The sequence below is a fragment of the Streptomyces bicolor genome (genome assembly GCF_000719285.1).
Taxonomy (GTDB): Bacteria; Actinomycetota; Actinomycetes; order Streptomycetales; family Streptomycetaceae; genus Streptomyces; species Streptomyces bicolor.
On sequence record NZ_JOFS01000020.1, the window covers coordinates 134,906 to 151,632 of the forward strand.

At 69.6% G+C, this 16,727-nt stretch carries 16 protein-coding genes; 6 read left to right on the forward strand and 10 right to left on the reverse strand.

Annotated features, from left to right (window positions below):
• Positions 1-7 precede the first annotated feature (7 nt).
• From IF78_RS0125670 to IF78_RS0125695, 6 genes are all read left to right on the forward strand, one after another.
• Positions 8-1,381: an aspartate aminotransferase family protein gene (locus IF78_RS0125670; protein WP_031485044.1), complete on the forward strand. Its 1,374-nt coding sequence runs from the start codon at positions 8-10 to the stop codon at positions 1,379-1,381.
• 250 nt (positions 1,382-1,631) lie between these two features.
• Positions 1,632-2,372: an ABC transporter ATP-binding protein gene (locus IF78_RS0125675; RefSeq protein ID WP_031485046.1), complete on the forward strand. Its 741-nt coding sequence runs from the start codon at positions 1,632-1,634 to the stop codon at positions 2,370-2,372.
• Entirely contained in the window at positions 2,354-3,760 is a 1,407-nt protein-coding gene (locus tag IF78_RS0125680) for a hypothetical protein (RefSeq protein WP_031485049.1), read from the forward strand. Before IF78_RS0125675 ends, IF78_RS0125680 begins: the two co-directional genes overlap by 19 nt.
• 110 nt (positions 3,761-3,870) lie before the next feature.
• Positions 3,871-4,290 (forward strand): VOC family protein, encoded by a 420-nt coding sequence (locus IF78_RS0125685; RefSeq protein ID WP_031485051.1) that lies wholly within the window; start codon positions 3,871-3,873, stop codon positions 4,288-4,290.
• Positions 4,291-4,327: 37 nt separating this feature from the next.
• Entirely contained in the window at positions 4,328-5,449 is a 1,122-nt protein-coding gene (locus tag IF78_RS0125690; RefSeq protein ID WP_031485053.1) for an LOG family protein, read from the forward strand.
• Positions 5,450-5,630: 181 nt separating this feature from the next.
• Entirely contained in the window at positions 5,631-6,296 is a 666-nt protein-coding gene (locus IF78_RS0125695; RefSeq protein WP_234439894.1) for an LAETG motif-containing sortase-dependent surface protein, read from the forward strand.
• 61 nt (positions 6,297-6,357) lie between these two features.
• On the opposite strand, the gene IF78_RS0125700 is transcribed toward IF78_RS0125695, so the two are convergent.
• The 10 genes from IF78_RS0125700 to tsf form a co-directional block, all read right to left on the reverse strand.
• Positions 6,358-7,155 carry a maleylpyruvate isomerase family mycothiol-dependent enzyme gene (locus IF78_RS0125700; RefSeq protein ID WP_031485057.1) on the reverse strand — a complete coding sequence of 266 codons (798 nt, stop codon included), beginning with the start codon at positions 7,153-7,155 and terminating at the stop codon, positions 6,358-6,360.
• A gap of 25 nt (positions 7,156-7,180) precedes the next feature.
• On the reverse strand, positions 7,181-8,200 hold the full coding sequence (locus tag IF78_RS0125705) for an ABC transporter ATP-binding protein (protein WP_031485059.1): 1,020 nt from the start codon (positions 8,198-8,200) through the stop codon (positions 7,181-7,183).
• On the reverse strand, positions 8,201-9,886 hold the full coding sequence (locus tag IF78_RS0125710; RefSeq protein WP_031485062.1) for an ABC transporter permease: 1,686 nt from the start codon (positions 9,884-9,886) through the stop codon (positions 8,201-8,203).
• Positions 9,862-10,947 (reverse strand): thiamine ABC transporter substrate-binding protein, encoded by a 1,086-nt coding sequence (locus tag IF78_RS0125715; RefSeq protein WP_031485064.1) that lies wholly within the window; start codon positions 10,945-10,947, stop codon positions 9,862-9,864. The genes IF78_RS0125710 and IF78_RS0125715 overlap by 25 nt, the downstream gene beginning before the upstream one ends.
• A gap of 218 nt (positions 10,948-11,165) precedes the next feature.
• On the reverse strand, positions 11,166-12,272 hold the full coding sequence (gene rlmN / locus IF78_RS0125720; RefSeq protein ID WP_031485066.1) for a dual-specificity RNA methyltransferase RlmN: 1,107 nt from the start codon (positions 12,270-12,272) through the stop codon (positions 11,166-11,168).
• A 185-nt stretch (positions 12,273-12,457) separates the two neighbouring features.
• Complete coding sequence (locus IF78_RS0125725; RefSeq protein WP_031485068.1) at positions 12,458-12,907, reverse strand: SRPBCC family protein; 450 nt, start codon at positions 12,905-12,907, stop codon at positions 12,458-12,460.
• Between the two features lie 116 nt (positions 12,908-13,023).
• Entirely contained in the window at positions 13,024-14,181 is a 1,158-nt protein-coding gene (locus IF78_RS0125730) for a phosphatidate cytidylyltransferase (RefSeq protein WP_037641217.1), read from the reverse strand.
• Positions 14,181-14,738 (reverse strand): ribosome recycling factor, encoded by a 558-nt coding sequence (gene frr / locus IF78_RS0125735; protein WP_031485072.1) that lies wholly within the window; start codon positions 14,736-14,738, stop codon positions 14,181-14,183. Before frr ends, IF78_RS0125730 begins: the two co-directional genes overlap by 1 nt.
• 170 nt (positions 14,739-14,908) lie before the next feature.
• Complete coding sequence (gene pyrH, locus IF78_RS0125740; RefSeq protein ID WP_031485074.1) at positions 14,909-15,667, reverse strand: UMP kinase; 759 nt, start codon at positions 15,665-15,667, stop codon at positions 14,909-14,911.
• Positions 15,668-15,862: 195 nt separating this feature from the next.
• Positions 15,863-16,699, reverse strand: a complete 837-nt coding sequence (tsf, locus tag IF78_RS0125745; RefSeq protein WP_031485076.1) for a translation elongation factor Ts — start codon at positions 16,697-16,699, stop codon at positions 15,863-15,865.
• Positions 16,700-16,727 lie beyond the last annotated feature (28 nt).

Sequence of the window (16,727 nt, forward strand, 5' to 3'; positions counted from 1 at the left end):
GATAACCGTGAGCACCGACACCCCTCAGGACCTCAGCAGGACCGCGTACGACCACCTGTGGATGCACTTCACGCGCATGTCCTCGTACGAGAAGTCGCCCGTCCCCACCATCGTCCGGGGCGAGGGCACGTACATCTACGACGACAAGGGCAAGCGTTACCTCGACGGTCTCGCCGGCCTGTTCGTGGTCCAGGCCGGGCACGGCCGCGTGGAGCTGGCCGAGACCGCCTTCAAGCAGGCGCAGGAGCTGGCGTTCTTCCCGATCTGGTCGTACGCCCATCCGAAGGCCGTCGAGCTCGCCGACCGTCTCGCGGACCACGCTCCGGGCGACCTCAACAAGGTCTTCTTCACCACCGGCGGCGGTGAGGCGGTGGAGACCGCCTGGAAGCTCGCCAAGCAGTACTTCAAGCTGGTCGGCAAGCCCACCAAGCACAAGGTCATCTCGCGTGCCGTCGCCTACCACGGCACCCCGCAGGGCGCCCTGTCCATCACGGGCCTGCCCGCCCTTAAGGCCCCCTTCGAGCCGCTGGTCCCCGGCGCCCACAAGGTCCCGAACACCAACTTCTACCGCGCCCCGATCCACGGCGACGACCCGGAGGCCTTCGGCCGCTGGGCCGCCGACCAGATCGAGCAGCAGATCCTCTTCGAGGGCCCGGACACGGTCGCCGCGGTCTTCCTGGAGCCGGTGCAGAACGCGGGCGGCTGCTTCCCGCCCCCGCCCGGTTACTTCCAGCGGGTCCGCGAGATCTGCGACCAGTACGACGTGCTGCTGGTCTCGGACGAGGTCATCTGCGCCTTCGGCCGCCTCGGCACGATGTTCGCCTGCGACAAGTTCGGCTACGTCCCGGACATGATCACCTGCGCCAAGGGCATGACCTCGGGCTACTCCCCGATCGGCGCCTGCATCATCTCCGACCGCATCGCCGAGCCGTTCTACAAGGGCGACAACACGTTCCTGCACGGCTACACCTTCGGCGGCCACCCGGTGTCGGCCGCGGTCGGCATCGCCAACCTCGACCTGTTCGAGCGCGAGAACCTCAACCAGCACGTCCTCGACAACGAGGCCGCCTTCCGCTCGACGCTGGAGAAGCTGTACGACCTGCCGATCGTCGGCGACGTCCGCGGCAACGGCTTCTTCTACGGCATCGAGCTGGTGAAGGACAAGGCGACCAAGGAGTCGTTCAACGCCGAGGAGACCGAGCGCGTCCTGTACGGCTTCCTCTCCAAGAAGCTGTTCGAGAACGGCCTGTACTGCCGTGCCGACGACAGGGGTGACCCGGTCGTGCAGCTCGCGCCGCCGCTGATCTCCAACCAGGAGACGTTCGACGAGATCGAGCAGATCCTGCGCGCGACGCTGTCGGAGGCATGGACCAAGCTGTGACGCGCCAGGCGCACCAGGCGTACCAAGCGCCCCAGGTGCCCCCGCCGACCCGCGGAAGTTGATCTTCCGTCTGGATGATCAACACCGGCCCCGGAGCCGCCCGTTCGAGTGAGAAACGGCGGCCCGGGGCCGTGTGCTGTCCGGGGTCCGGGGGACGGCTGCCTAGCGTTCCTGTGACCGATCGGCCGAGCCATCGTTCCCCCGCACGGGGGATCAGGTACGGAAACGGATCAGAAGCGAGGTGTACGTCATGGTGGCCCCGCCGGACAACGACGTGCTCTGGGCGCGCGCCCTGCACTTCACCTACAACGACGGCTCACCCGCGCTCAGCGGCGTCTCGCTCGGTGTCCAGGAGGGTGAGGTCCTCGCCGTCATCGGTCCGCGCGGGAGCGGCAAGACGACCCTGCTGCAATGCCTGTCCGGCCTGCTCCCGGTACGCCGGGGCGACGTCTGGTTCAACAGCGTGCCGGTGCACAAGATGGGCCCGCTGGCCCGCGAGCGGCTCCGCCGCGACCGCTTCAGCTGGATCGACCCGGCCCCGTCCCTCGTCCCCGAACTGAACGTCTGGGAGAACGCCGCCCTCCCCCTGATGCTGCGCGGCACCAGCCGCCGGCGTGCCAAGACGGCCGCGCTGGAGTGGCTGGAGCGCCTGGACGTCGGCAAGGTGGCCCGCAAGCGCCCGCACCAGCTGCTCCAGGCCGAACGCCAGCGCGTCTGCATCGCCCGGGCACTGGCCCCCTCGCCCACGGTCCTGTTCGCCGACGAGCCGGCGGCTTCCCTGCACCGCACCGACCGCACCCAGGTCCTGCGCACACTGACGACGGCGGCCCGCTCGCACGGCATCACGGTCGTCCTGGCCAGCTACGACCCGGACGCGGCGCCCCTCGCGGACCGCAGGCTCACCCTCCTGGACGGACGCCGTGTGAACACGGTGCAGCTACCCCCGGTCGGCGAGGCGGAAGGCCGGGCCGCGTGCTCGCTCTCCGCCTGACCCTCGGCTCCCAACCCGCCGTCCAGCTGCGCCGCCTGCTGGTGGCGACGGCGTCCGCGGGCACGGGCTTCCTGCTCCTGTGCGCCCTGGGCTACGCCCTGTCCCACCCCGACGATCCCGGCGCGTCGCTGCTCCGCCTGGCCTGGTGCGTGCCCCCGTTGGCCGCGACGATCCACTTCGCGGTCGCGGTGGCCCGCACCGACCCCGGCACCAAGCCCCGCCCCGGCCTCTCGGCGATCGGCCTGGGCCCGGCCCGCCTGATGGCCGTCTCGGCGACGACCACGGCCCTGTCCTGCACCCTCGGCTCGATGGTGGCCCTGCTGTTCTTCCTGCACCTGCGAGGCGACCTGACGGGCATGCCCTTCGACGGCGCCGGCGAGGAGTTCCTCGCAGCGGACACCCCCCTCCCCCTCCCGGCCACCTTGACCCTCCTCACCGCGGCACCGGCGATCGCCTCCCTGACGGTGGCGTTCACCCTCCGCCCGAAGGAGCAGCGCACGCACGCACAGGGCGGGGCGAGGCCGCACGGCCGCTTCGGTTCGCGCAGCGGGCCGACGACGCGGGAGACATTCGGGGCGTACGGCAGGTTCGGGGCCCATCTGAGGCGGGGCGGGCGGGGAGCAGCTGAGGCACCTGGCGGCCATCAGCCCGCGGACAGCCGGCCCCCGCAGCCCACCCAGACCCCAGCCCCCACCCCGGGCAAGCAGACAACCGACTGGACCGAAGCGGTAGCCGACCCCACCGCCACCCCGGACTCCGCACTCCCCCCAGCACCCCGCAAACCCCCCGCTGGCCTCCCCTGGGGCATCGCGGTGATCGCCGCAGGCCTGGCCGCGGAGACCTACGCCGCCCACGCCACAACCGGCGCCGCCCTCACCCTGCCCGCCGCCCTCCCCACCGGCCACGCCGGCGTTCTCCTCGGCTGGCTCCTCACCGCCCTCGGCCTCGCCCTCGCCGCCCCCGGCCTCACCCACCTCTGCGGCCGCCTCCTGCAGTCCGCCCGCCCCGGCGCCCTCCGCCTCCTGGCAGGCCGCGTCCTCATGGCGGAAGCCGTCCGCATCGGCCGTCCTCTCGGCATCGTCTGCGCCGCGGCCTCCGGCGCGTACGCCGTGGCCACCCTCTCCGACCCCGACGCCATCTCCGCCTTCGGCCCTCTCACCACCGTCGGGGTCGCCCTGGTCACCGGCTGCACCGTGGCCACCCTCCTGACGGCCGCCGTGGAGGCCAAACAGGCCCGCGCCGACACCACGGCCGCCCTGCTCCGCCTCGGCGCCCCCACCTCGATGCTGCGCAGCGCGGCCGCCCTGCGCGCCGGTGTCCTGGCGGCCTTCTTCGGCCCGCTCACCCTGATCGTGGCCGAGCTGGCCGCACTGCCCCTGGCGCGCTGAAGCAGGGCGCGAAAAACTCGTACGAAAAAAGTCCCTCCGCGGCGATGAGTTCCGCACGACCCCCCGGTCTACCCCACCGAACAGCATCGAACCCGATGGGAGAGACCACGATGACCGCCCCCGCGTACCAGCAGATGATCTTTGTGAACCTGCCCGTGAACGACCTCGACGCCTCGAAGAAGTTCTTCACGGAGCTCGGTTACTCGATCAACCCGCAGTTCAGCGACGAGAACGCCGCCTCCGTCGTGATCAGTGACACCATCGTCGCGATGCTGCTGACCAGGCCGTTCTACGCGACCTTCACCGACAAGGAGATCGCGGACGCCACGAAGACCAGCGAGGTGCTGGTCTGCCTGAGCGCCGAGAGCCGCGACAAGGTCGACGAACTGGTCGAGAAGGCCGTCGCCGCCGGCGGCACCGCCTCGGAGAAGATCCAGGACATGGGCTTCATGTACGGCCGCGCCTTCGACGACCTCGACGGCCACACCTGGGAGGTCGTCTGGATGGACCCGTCGGCCATCGAGGGCTGACGCCCGCGCCCCCTCGGACGGTGCCTAGCATGGGCGCGTGCAGACGATGCCCGCCCATGCGGCCCACCACGACGACCGTGAGATCGAGACGCTCGAGGAGTTCGACGCGACCGTCTCGTCGCGCGGCACCCTCGCCGGATTCCGTGTCCAGGCCGTCGACCTGACGGACCGTACGCGCGAGCTGCTCGGCACGGACACGGCGGGCGCCGTCTTCCTCGGCTGCCCGATGCGCGAGGAAGCCGCCGCGAAGATCCGCACGGACGGCGCCCTGGTCTTCCCGCCCGTCCCGGATCTGCCCTTCGACCCGTACCGCGGCCAGGTCTACTCCCCCGACGAGCTCTTCACGTCCCTGGCGGACGGATACGAGGCCACGCCGGACGCACGCTCATACGCGTGGTTCCAGCAGACCAAGGCGGACGGGGACATATACGCCTCCATGCTCCGCGCGGTCCACGACGACTCGGTCTCCGACGCCCTCGACGAACTCCTCGCCGGCGCCCGGGTGGTCGGCGTCATGGGCGGGCACGCGATGCGCCGCGGCACGGAGGCGTACGAGGGTGCCGCGCGCCTCGGCCGGGAGCTGACCCGCGCCGGTTTCACGGTCGCCACCGGCGGCGGCCCGGGCGCGATGGAGGCGGCGAACCTCGGGGCGTACGCCGCCCCGTACGACGACGAGATGCTCCGCGAGGCCGTCCAACTCCTCGCCAAGTCCCCCGGGTTCACACCCTCGATCACCGACTGGGCGGCCGTCGCCTTCGACGTGCGCGCCCGCTGGCCCAGGGGCGGCCGCTCCGTGGGCATCCCGACCTGGTTCTACGGCCACGAGCCGCCGAACCCGTTCGCCTCCCACATCGCCAAGTACTTCGCCAACGCCACCCGCGAGGACGGCCTCCTGGCGCGCTCGAACGCGGGCGTCGTCTTCCTGCCGGGCGCCGCCGGAACCGTACAGGAGATCTTCGACAACGCGACGCCGAACTACTACGAGTCGCGCGGTGAACCCACCCCGATGATCCTGGTCGACCGCACGCACTGGACCGAGAGACTGCCGACCTGGCCCCTGCTCCAGTCGCTCGCGCGGGACCGCTCGATGGAGTCCCGTATCGCCCTGGTTGACCGGATCGAGGAGGTGCCGGAGGCGTTGAAACGTCTGGGCGGTTAATAAGAGGGCAAAGCCAACGCCTGTTGGCTGCATACACGTTGACACTGCTTATGTCACGCTTATAAACCTGTGAGACTCCTGGGGACGGCGATGTCAGAATCGCCAACCTCTTCAACCCCCCTCAGTTGCGCAACTCGTAAGGACAAACGTGTCCATAAACCGCCGTACTGTCGCACGTTCCGTGCGCGCTCTTGGTGTCGCCTCCGCATCCGCGGCGCTCGCGCTCGGTCTCGCGGGCAACGCGCTCGCGTGCGACATCAGTGAATTCTCCGCCGAAGCCAAGTGCGACGGCGTCAAGGGCGTCATCACGGTGACCGACGTGGACCCCAGCGGGATCCCGGCGACCGTCAGCGTGTACCTGCAGAACAACGGCGCCGACCTGAAGAAGGTCGGCGAGCAGGTGGTCAAGGGCTCTCGCGAGGGTGTGACCATCACCTTCGAAGAGAACTGGAAGCCGGACGCCGAGTACCGGGTCCACGTCAAGGCCGAGGGCTATGTCGACGAGGACATCAAGCCGAACCTGACCACGCCGTCCACGGCCTGCAAGAAGGAAGAGGAGGAGCCGCCGGCTCCGTCCGACACCCCGACCCCGTCGGACTCCGCCTCGACCCCGGCCGAGGAGACCGACACCCCGACCCCGACGCCGTCTCAGAGCGAGAGCACCGCCCCCGCGGGCACCGAGAGCAACGCTCCGGCCCCGGCGGACGCCGGTGACTCCAACCTCGCCGAGACCGGTGCGAACTCCAACACCGGCCTGATCGCCGGCATCGCGATCGCGCTCGTGGCGATCGGTGGCGGTGCCGTCTTCTTCGGCATGCGTCGCCGCGGGACGAGCGGCGACCGCTGACACGCCCGCACAGCAACACCGTTGTGGCCCGCCCCTTCCCCGGGGGCGGGCCATACGCCTGTCAGCCGAACGTCGCCCGTTCGAGCCAGAACTCCAGCAACTCCCGCTCGCCGAGGATCTCCAACTCCGCGCTGTCCAGCGGCAGTCGGCGGTAGAAGGCGAGCAGTACGGCGGTGAGCGGGCCGCGCAGGGCGACCGTCGCCTTCTCGTGGCCGCGCCGCCAAGTGACGACGTCCCCGGTGAGATCGATGAACCATTCGGCGTTCACCTCGGGGGCGTTGTCGGTGGCGTGCAGATGGATACTGCCCCCCGGCCGGTGCAACTCCCTCGCCGGGTCGTCCGGCAACGTCCGCTGCGCCCACTCGACGATCTCCAGCCACTCGTCGATCGCGTCGGCGGCCACGTCCGGCGCGACCTCGTAGGGCAGCCCGGCGGCGAGGGTCGCGTCGGCGCGGTGGACGGTGATCTCGTGTGTCATACGGCGGGCCCAGAATCCCGCGGTGGGGACGCCGGCCCACCCCCACATCTTGGCGTCCGGCCCGGCCTCCCGCAGCGCGCCGACGACCATCTCGCCGGTCTCCGCCAGCCAGGCGTCCAGGGCGGCGGGATCGCCCTGCCCCTCGGGACCCTCGGCCCCCGGCACCTGTTCCTCCGGGATCTCCTCCTGTGCCCGCGTCCGCACCATCAGCTCCACCCAGCGCAGGGCGCCGCCCGTGTGCCGTACGAGCTGTTCCAGCGACCAGTCCGGGCAGGTCGGCACGGTGGCCGACAGATCGGCGCCGGAGGTCACCACAGCCCTCAACAGGCCGATCTGATGGGATATTTCGTCACAGTAGCGATCATGCGCGAGCTGCCTCATGCCCCGCACCCTACGGGCCGGGTGATCAGTCCAGCACGACAATTTCAGCCGCATCGAACTCGACGCCGACCACGTCCCCGACCTCCGGCGCGTCCCGCAGCGCACACGCCGCCTCCAGGCGCGGCGCGTCCTCGGGCTGGAGGTGAACGGCGACATGCGTGCCCTTGAAGGTGCGTGCCGTGACCGTGCAGCGCAGCCCGGCGTCGGGGGCCACGAGCCGCACCCCGGCCGGCCGCACGAGCAGGGTCCGCGGGCCCTGCGCGGCGCCCTCGCCCACCGGCAGCTTGCCCCAGGGCGTGTCCGCGGCCTCCCCGGCGACCGTGCCCTCGACCACGTTGTCGAAGCCGAGGAAGCGCGCCACGAACTCGTCCACGGGCCGCTGCCACACCTGGAGCGGCGTGCCGGTCTGGGCGATCCGCCCGTCCCGCATCACCACGACGCGGTCGGCGAGCGCGAAGGCCTCGCCCTGGTCGTGCGTCACGGCCAGCACGGTGGTGCCCAACCGCCCGAACAGCTCCCGAAGTTCGACCACCAGCCGCTCACGCAGCGAGCGGTCGAGCTGGCCGAGTGGCTCGTCCAGCATCAGCAGCCGAGGCCGGGGCGCGAGCGCGCGGGCCAGCGCCACCCGCTGCTGCTCCCCGCCGGAGAGGGAGGCGACGGCGCGCCGGGCGGCGCCCGGCAGTCCGACGAGATCGAGCAACTCCGTTATCTGTTCGGCCTGTTCACCCTTGGATGCGCCGTGCATCCGCGCCCCGAAGGCCACGTTGCCGCCGACGTCCCGCTGCGGGAACAGCTGGTGGTCCTGGAACATCAGCCCGACACCCCGCTTGTGCGCGGGCACCCCGGCCTGGTCCCGCCCGTCGAGCGACACCCGCCCGGCGTCGAGGGGTTGCAGGCCCGCCACCGCCCTCAGCAGCGTCGACTTGCCGCTGCCGCTCGGCCCCAGCACGCACACGATCTCGTGCTCGGCGACATCGAGGTCCACGCCGTCCAGCACGGCCCGCCCGCCGAACCGTACGGTCGCACCCGCCAGGCTCAACAGCATCTAGAACTCCCCCGTCCGATCCGTACGAAGCCGCTCCAACACCAGCAGCGCCACCGCGCACACCACCATCAGTACCGTCGAAAGAGCCATCGCCTGGCCGTAGTTGAGCTCGCCGGCCCGCCCCAGCAGCCGCGCCACGGCGACCGGCAGCGTCGGATTGTCGGGCCGCGCGATGAACACGGTCGCCCCGAACTCCCCCAGCGACACGGCGAAGGCGAACCCGGCCGCGATCAGCAGCGCCCGCCGCACCATCGGCAGATCCACCTCACGCCAGACCCGCCAGGGCGAGGCCCCGAGCACCGCCGCCGCCTCACGGAGCCGCTGGTCCACGGCCCGCAGCACGGGCAGCATGGTCCGTACGACGAAGGGCACGCCGACGAGCGCCTGAGCCAGCGGAACCAGGATCCACGAGCTGCGCAGATCGAGCGGAGGCTCGTCCAGAGCGATCAGGAACCCGAACCCGACGGTCACCGCGGACACCCCGAGCGGCAGCATCAACAGCGCGTCGAAACCGCGTACGAACCGCCCCGCGTCCCGTCGGGTCAGTGCCGCCGCGGCCAGACCACCGATCAGCACGGCGATGACGGTGGCGACGACGGCGTACTGAAGCGAATTGCCGATGGCCTCGATCGGCGCGACGAGGAAGACCCCGCCGTCGGCGCTGGTCAGCGCCCGGTAGTGGCCGAAGTCGGGCGCGTCCAGCGACCGCTGCACCAGCACGGCGAGCGGCAGCAGCAGGAGTACGACGATGACGGCCAGGACACCGGCCAGCAGCGCCCACTGCCCCGCGCCGCGCGGCCGCCGCGCGGTCACGGACGCGTCGACCAGCCGAAGAGTGCTCTCCCGGCGCCGTACCGTCCAGGCGTGCACGGCGAGGATCGCGGCCACGGCGAGGAACTGGATGATCGTCAGGACGGCGGCCGTGGAGAGGTCGAAGATCTCCGAGGTCTGCCGGTAGATCTCCACTTCGAGGGTGGAGAAGGTCGGCCCGCCGAGGATCTGGACGACACCGAAGGAGGTGAAGGTGAACAGGAAGACCATGAGCGCGGCGGCGGCCACGGCGGGCGCGAGGGCCGGGAGGGTGACCTGACGCCAGGCCTTCAGCGGAGACGCCCCGAGCATCCGCGCGGCCTCCGCCTGCCGCGGGTCGAGCTGCGCCCAGAGCCCGCCGACCGTCCGTACGACGACGGCGTAGTTGAAGAAGACATGCGCGAGGAGGATGGCCCACACAGTGGTGTCGAGGCGTACGCCCCACAGCTCGTCGAGGAGCCCGCCACGGCCGACGAGTGCGAGGAACGCCGTACCGACGACGACCGTCGGCAGCACGAAGGGCACGGTCACCACGGCCCGCAGGATCTGCTTGCCGGGGAAGTCGAAGCGGGCGAAGACATACGCGCCCGGCAGCGCGATCAGCAGGGTCAGCGCGGTGGACGCGAGGGCCTGCCAGGTGGTGAACCACAGGACGTGCCGGATGTCGGACTGCCCGAGCACGTCCCAGAGCCGCCCGAACTGCCAGACCCCGTCGACCTTCAGACCACGCGCGACGATCGCGGCGACGGGGTAGGCGAAGAAGGCCGCGAAGAACGCGACGGGCACGGCGATGAGGCCGAGCCGCACCGCCGCACCGCCCGCGCGTCCCTTGCGGGCTCCCTTTCGTGGGGCTACTTCAGTACGAGCGAGGTCCACGACTTGACCCAGTCGTCACGGTTGTCGGCGATCTTCGCCGGGTCCATGGTCTCGGGATCCTCGGCCTGCGGGCCGTACTTCACGAACTCCTCGGGAACCTGGGCGCCCTCGACCACCGGGTAGACGAACATGTTGAGCGGCATGTCGTCCTGGAACGTCCTGGTGAGCAGGAAGTCGAGGAGCGCCTTGCCGCCCTCGGCGTTCTTGGCGTTGCTGAGCAGACCCGCGTACTCCACCTGGCGGAAGCAGGTGCCGGTCGCGACCCCGGTGGGCGCGGTCGTCGGCTTCGGGTCGGCGTAGATCACCTCGGCGGGCGGCGAGGAGGCGTACGACACGACGAGCGGCCGGTCGGCCTTGGCCTGCTTGCCGCCGGCCGAGCCGGAGAACTCCTCGTTGTAGGCCTGCTCCCAGCCGTCGACGACCTTGACGCCGTTGGCCTTCAGCTTCTTCCAGTAGTCCTGCCAGCCGTCGTCGCCGTACTTGGCGGCGGTGCCGAGCAGGAAGCCGAGGCCGGGCGAGGAGGTGGAGGCGTTCTCGGTGACGAGGAGGTTCTTGTACGCGGGCTTGATCAGATCGTCGTAGGACGTCGGTGGGGCCAGCTTGTGCTCGCTGAAGTACGCCTTGTCGTAGTTGACGCAGATGTCGCCGGTGTCGATCGGCGTGACCCGGTGCTCGTCCTTGTCGGCGAGGTACTCGGGCTTGATGCCGTCGGAGCCCTTCGCCTCGTACGACTGGAACAGGCCGTTGTCGAGGGCCCGCGAGAGCAAGGTGTTGTCGACGCCGAAGAAGACGTCGCCCTGCGGGTTGTCCTTGGTCAGGATCGCCTTGTTGACGGCCTGCCCGGCGTCGCCGTCCTCCAGGACCTTGACCTTGTAGCCGGACTGCTTCTCGAACGCGGCGAGGACGCTCTTCGAGACGGCCCACGAGTCATGGCTGACGAGCGTGACGTTCTTGCTCTTGGACTCGCCGGTGTCGCTGCCGGAGTCGGACGACCCACACGCGGACAGCGTGACGAGGCCCAGCCCGACGGCCACGGCCGCGAACTTCTTGGTGGTGCTCACGAAATTCCTCCTGGGGTGGACCAGGAAGAGACGCGGCCCTGCCCACGAGTCCTTTCGGCTCCTGGGCAGGGCGCAACAGCTTGAGTGATGACCGAACTTCCTACCCAGAATGACCTGGGCGAGGTTCAGAGGGTCTGCGGCCCGGTTGCCGCACTCTCAGCGCTGTGGCGCTCCCCTGTCGGAATATGAAGATGTACGTACGGGTGTACGCGCTCAGATTACCGCTCGGTGGCCGCCAGCTGACCGCAGGCCCCGTCGATCTCCTGACCACGGGTGTCCCGAATGGTCACCGGCACACCATGGGCGGCGATGGCCTCCACGAACGCCTTCTCGTCCTCGGGCCGGGAGGCGGTCCACTTCGACCCGGGAGTCGGGTTCAGCGGAATCAGATTCACATGCACGGGCTTGCCCTTGAGCAGCCGCCCGAGCCGGTCACCGCGCCAGGCCTGATCATTGATGTCCCGGATGAGCGCGTACTCGATGGACAGCCGACGCCCGGACTTCTCGACGTACTCGAACCCGGCGTCGAGCACCTCGCGCACCTTCCACCGCGTGTTCACGGGGACGAGGGTGTCGCGCAGCTCGTCGTCGGGCGCGTGCAGGGAGATCGCGAGCCGGCACTTGAAGCCCTCGTCGGCGAACCGGTGGATGGCCGGGACGAGACCGACCGTCGAGACGGTGATCCCTCGCTGGGACAGGCCCAGCCCGTCGGGCTCGGGATCGGTCAGCCGCCGAACGGCCCCCACGACCCGGTTGTAGTTGGCGAGCGGCTCGCCCATCCCCATGAAGACGATGTTGGACAACCGAGCGGACCCACCGGGCACCTCCCCGTCCCTGAGCGCCCGCATCCCGTCCACGATCTGATGCACGATCTCGGCGGTGGACAGATTGCGATCGAGCCCCGCCTGCCCGGTGGCACAGAACGGACAGTTCATCCCGCACCCCGCCTGGGAGCTGATGCACATGGTCACCCGGTCCGGATACCGCATCAGCACCGACTCGACGAGCGTCCCGTCGAACAGCCGCCACAGCGTCTTGCGCGTGGTGCCCTCGTCGGTCGACAGATGCCGCACGACGGTCATGAGCTCCGGGAACAGCTCCTCCCGCAGCTTGGCACGCGACCCGGCGGGGATGTCGGTCCACTGCTCCGGGTCGTGCGCGTACCGCGCGAAGTAGTGCTGCGAGAGCTGCTTGGCACGAAACGGCTTCTCGCCGATCGCGGCAACAGCGTCCTTACGCTCACCGGGCGTGAGATCAGCGAGGTGCCGCGGCGGCTTCTTGGCTCCGCGGGGGGCGACGAAAGTGAGTTCTCCGGGCTTAGGCATGGCTGTACCAGTGTCGCAGATCGAATCACGTGCCCCGGAGCCCGAGCGCGCACCCCTCTGATGCCCATCGACTCGTCCGCGCTGAAATCGTCCCTCTCCATCAGGTGGAGAACCACTGAGTCACCGCTGACCAGTGATGAAGACGCGGTCCACGCCACCACCGTCCTGCGGCGTCATCGGACGGTTCAGTCGGTCTTGCGCTCCAGCCTGTCCTTGAGCAACTGCTCGTCGCGCGGCAGCTCCTTGCGGACCTGCGGGCGGACGACGAGGGGCACCAGGACCTTGCCGAGGCCGTGCCCTTCGAAGTCGATGTCGATCGTCACTCGGGAGCGGCGGCCGTCGTCGAGCGGCTCGATCTCACCGTGGGTACGTGGCCTGACGGGGCCGTCGATGCCGTGCAGATCCCAGCTGTGCGGAGGGTCGAGCTCGTCGAACTCAACGGTCATCGGAATCTCACGGTTACCGATGCGCCGGGTGACCCGCACCTGGGAGCCGGCGTGGATCGGCCCTGCGTCCAGCGGCTCGGCCGAGACTGCGCTCAGCTGCCATTCCGGCAGGTGGGACGGGTCGGTGACATACGCGTACACCTCGTCCGGCGTGCAGTCGACGTCGATGACTTCTCGGATGGCGGTCATGATGACCCCCTTCGAGTCCCCTTTGAGTGCCTTCATTGACGTACACGGGAATCGTCCCACACACCAGGGAGCCTCCGCTCTACGAGAGCGGAGGCTCACAGAGGCTGATCAATCCGTCAGCCAGACCCCACGAACAACACCAGCAGCAGCCACACCACAGGAGCCGTCGGCAACAGCGAGTCCAGCCGGTCCATGATCCCGCCATGACCCGGCAGCAGGGTGCCCATGTCCTTGATGCCCAGGTCCCGCTTGATCATCGACTCGCCGAGGTCGCCCAGCGTGGCGCTGGCCGCGACCGCGAGGCCCAGTAGCAGGCCCTGCCACCAGGTGCCGTCGTCGATCAGGAACTCCATGCACAGTGCGCCCGCCACCATCGCGAAGCTCACCGCGCCGAGCAGGCCCTCGCGGGTCTTGCCGGGGCTGATGCGCGGGGCGAGCTTGTGCTTGCCGAAGCGCCAGCCGACGGCGTACGCGCCGGTGTCGCTGACGACCGTCAGCAGCAGGAACGTCAGGACGCGGAACGCCCCGTCCTCGGCGGTGAGCATCATCGCGACGAACGTCGCCAGGAACGGCACGTAGAACGCCGCGAAGACGCCCGCGGTGACGTCCTTGAGATAGCCCTCCGGCGGTTCCGTCATCCGCCAGACCAGTACGGCCAGCGCGGTCAGCGCCATCGACACCCAGGCGCCCTCGGCACCCCGGACGTACCCGGCGACGACCATGGCCGCACCGCCGAGCGCGAGCGGGACGAGGGGCGCCTTGATGCCCTTGCGCTCCTCGAGCCGCTTGGTCAGCTCCCACAGGCCGACGACGACGGCGACCGCGACGACACCGACGAACACGGCCTTGACGACGAACAGCGAGGCGACGATCACCACGCCGAGCCCGACACCGACCCCTATGGCCGCACCCAGGTCGCGCCCCGCGCTCTTCTTCTGCGGCTGGGGCGCCGGCTGCGGGGCGTCGGGCATGGGCTCCGGATTCTGCTGCGCCGCCTCGAAAGGCCGCGCCTGCGGCGTGTCGTACGGCCGCGCATGCGGCGGCTGTTCGCGGAACAAGGGGCCGCTCAGCCGAGCGGCCCCCCGGTCGTCATCCTGGTCTCCGCCATACGCGGGAACGTCGGGCACGATGGGCATGGGGCGAGTCTGCTGCGCCTCAGGCGCATCGTACGCGGGACCCGCCGGGGCAGCCCCCTGGACAGGTCCACGCTCGGCGGCGCCCCAGTACCCGGCTTGCCCGGCCCCTGACGGCACCCCCCAGGAAGAGTCGTTCATCAGACCTCGAGCAGCTCAGCTTCCTTGTGCTTCAGGAGCTCGTCCACCTGGGCGACGTACTTGTGCGTGGTGTCGTCGAGCTCCTTCTCCGCACGGCGGCCCTCGTCCTCACCGATCTCGCCGTCCTTGATCAGCTTGTCGATGGCGTCCTTGGCCTTGCGGCGGACGGAACGGATGGACACCTTGGCGTCCTCGCCCTTGCCCTTGGCGACCTTGATGTACTCGCGGCGGCGCTCCTCGGTGAGCTCGGGGAACACCACCCGGATGATGTTGCCGTCGTTGCTCGGGTTGACGCCCAGGTCGGAGTCCCGGATCGCCTGCTCGATGTTGCGCAGCGCGGTCTTGTCGAACGGGGTCACGACCGCCATGCGCGGCTCCGGCACGGAGAACGAAGCCAGCTGGTTGATCGGCGTCGGCGCGCCGTAGTAGTCGGCCACGATCTTGTTGAACATCGCCGGGTGCGCACGGCCGGTGCGGATCGCGGCGAAGTCCTCCTTGGCGACCACGACGGCCTTCTCCATCTTCTCCTCGGCCTCGAGGAGGGTCTCTTCGATCACCACTTGCTCCTGCGTGTCTTGAGTAAAAGGCCCGGCTGCGGTTCCAGGGTGGGGGCGGCGGCCGGCTGCGTCGCGTCTTCTTCCTGCACGGTTCCCGACCGGCAGGACATTGTCCATCCCCCGGTCAGGGTCCGTCCCGTCCGTCCCCCGGACGGGGTTGTTCTGGGGCGTCAGCCCTGACTGCCCTGCTCACCCACAAGCGTGCCGATCTTCTCACCATTGACGGCGCGGGCGATATTGCCCTCCGCCAGAAGCTCGAAGACGAGGATCGGGAGCTTGTTGTCGCGGCACAGGGTGATCGCGGTGGCGTCGGCGACCTTGAGGTCGCGGGTGATGACCTCGCCGTAGCCGAGGGAGTCGAACTTGACCGCGTCGGGGTTGGTCTTGGGGTCGGAGTCATAGACCCCGTCCACGCCGTTCTTGCCCATGAGCAGCGCCTCGGCGTCGATCTCCAGGGCGCGCTGGGCGGCGGTGGTGTCGGTGGAGAAGTACGGCATGCCCATACCGGCGCCGAAGATGACCACACGGCCCTTCTCCAGGTGCCGTACGGCGCGCAGCGGGATGTACGGCTCGGCGACCTGGCCCATGGTGATGGCCGTCTGGACCCGGCTGTCGATGCCCTCCTTCTCCAGGAAGTCCTGGAGGGCGAGGCAGTTCATCACGGTGCCGAGCATGCCCATGTAGTCCGAGCGGGCCCGGTCCATGCCGCGCTGCTGGAGTTCGGCACCGCGGAAGAAGTTGCCGCCGCCGATGACGACCGCGACCTGCGCCCCGTCGCGGACGACGGAGGCGATCTCGCGGGCGATCTTGTGCACCACGTCCGGATCGACGCCGAGGCCCCCGCCACCGGAGAAGGCCTCTCCGGACAGCTTCAGCAGAAACCGGCCGCGTACTTTGCCGTCGTCGCTCTTCTGGGCCTTGGTGGTCATCGAGATCCCGCCTTTGTTACGTGGTGCACATACGAAGAAGGCCATTGCCGGTTGGGGCGTGTTTCGCATCCCATGCGCGGCAATGGCCTCCTCGTCAGATCTGCTGTCGTCCGTCACGCGCGCGTACGTGGTGACGGCGTCCGCGGACGACTGCCCTCGACCCTATCGGGGTCGGGCGCCGATCGCGGTACGGACTCAGATGCCGACCTTGATGCGCGAGAAGCGCTTCAGGGTGACACCGGCCTCGTCCAGGATCTTCTGGACGGACTTCTTGTTGTCGAGCGCGTACGGCTGACCGAGCAGCGTGGCGTCCTTGAAGAAGCCGTTGAGGCGACCCTCGACGATCTTCGGCAGGGCGGCCTCGGGCTTGCCCTCGGCGCGGGTGGTCTCCTCGGCGACGCGACGCTCGGACTCGACGACCTCGGCCGGGACGTCCTCCTTGGAGAGGTACTTCGGCGCGAAGGCGGCGATGTGCTGGGCGATGCCCTTGGCGACCTCGGCGTTCGGCTTGTCCAGCTCGACGAGGACACCGATCTGCGGGGGCAGGTCGGGCATCGTGCGGTGCATGTAGGCGAGCACGAAGCCGTCGGCGAACTGCGCGAAGCGGTCCAGGACGATCTTCTCGCCGAGGTTGGCGTTGGCCTCGTCCACGAACGCCTGGACGGTCTTGCCGGCCTCGATCTCGGAGGCGAGCAGGGCCTCGATGTCGGCCGGGGAGGTCTTCGCGACGTGCTCGGCGATGGCGTTGGCCACGGCCTGGAACTTCTCGCCCTTGGCGACGAAGTCCGTCTCGCACTTCAGCTCGACGATGACACCGGAGGAGTTGTCGTCGGCGATGATCGAGACCACGGCGCCGTTCTCGGCGGAGCGGCCCTCGCGCTTGGCGACGCCCTTCTGGCCCTTGATGCGGAGCGCCTCGACTGCCTTCTCGACGTTGCCCTCGGCCTCGTCCAGCGCCTTCTTGCAGTCCATCATGCCGGCGCCGGTGAGCTCGCGGAGCTTCTTGACGTCGGCGGCGGTGTAGTTCGCCATGAGTCTGTGAATCTTTCTCGAAGTCTGG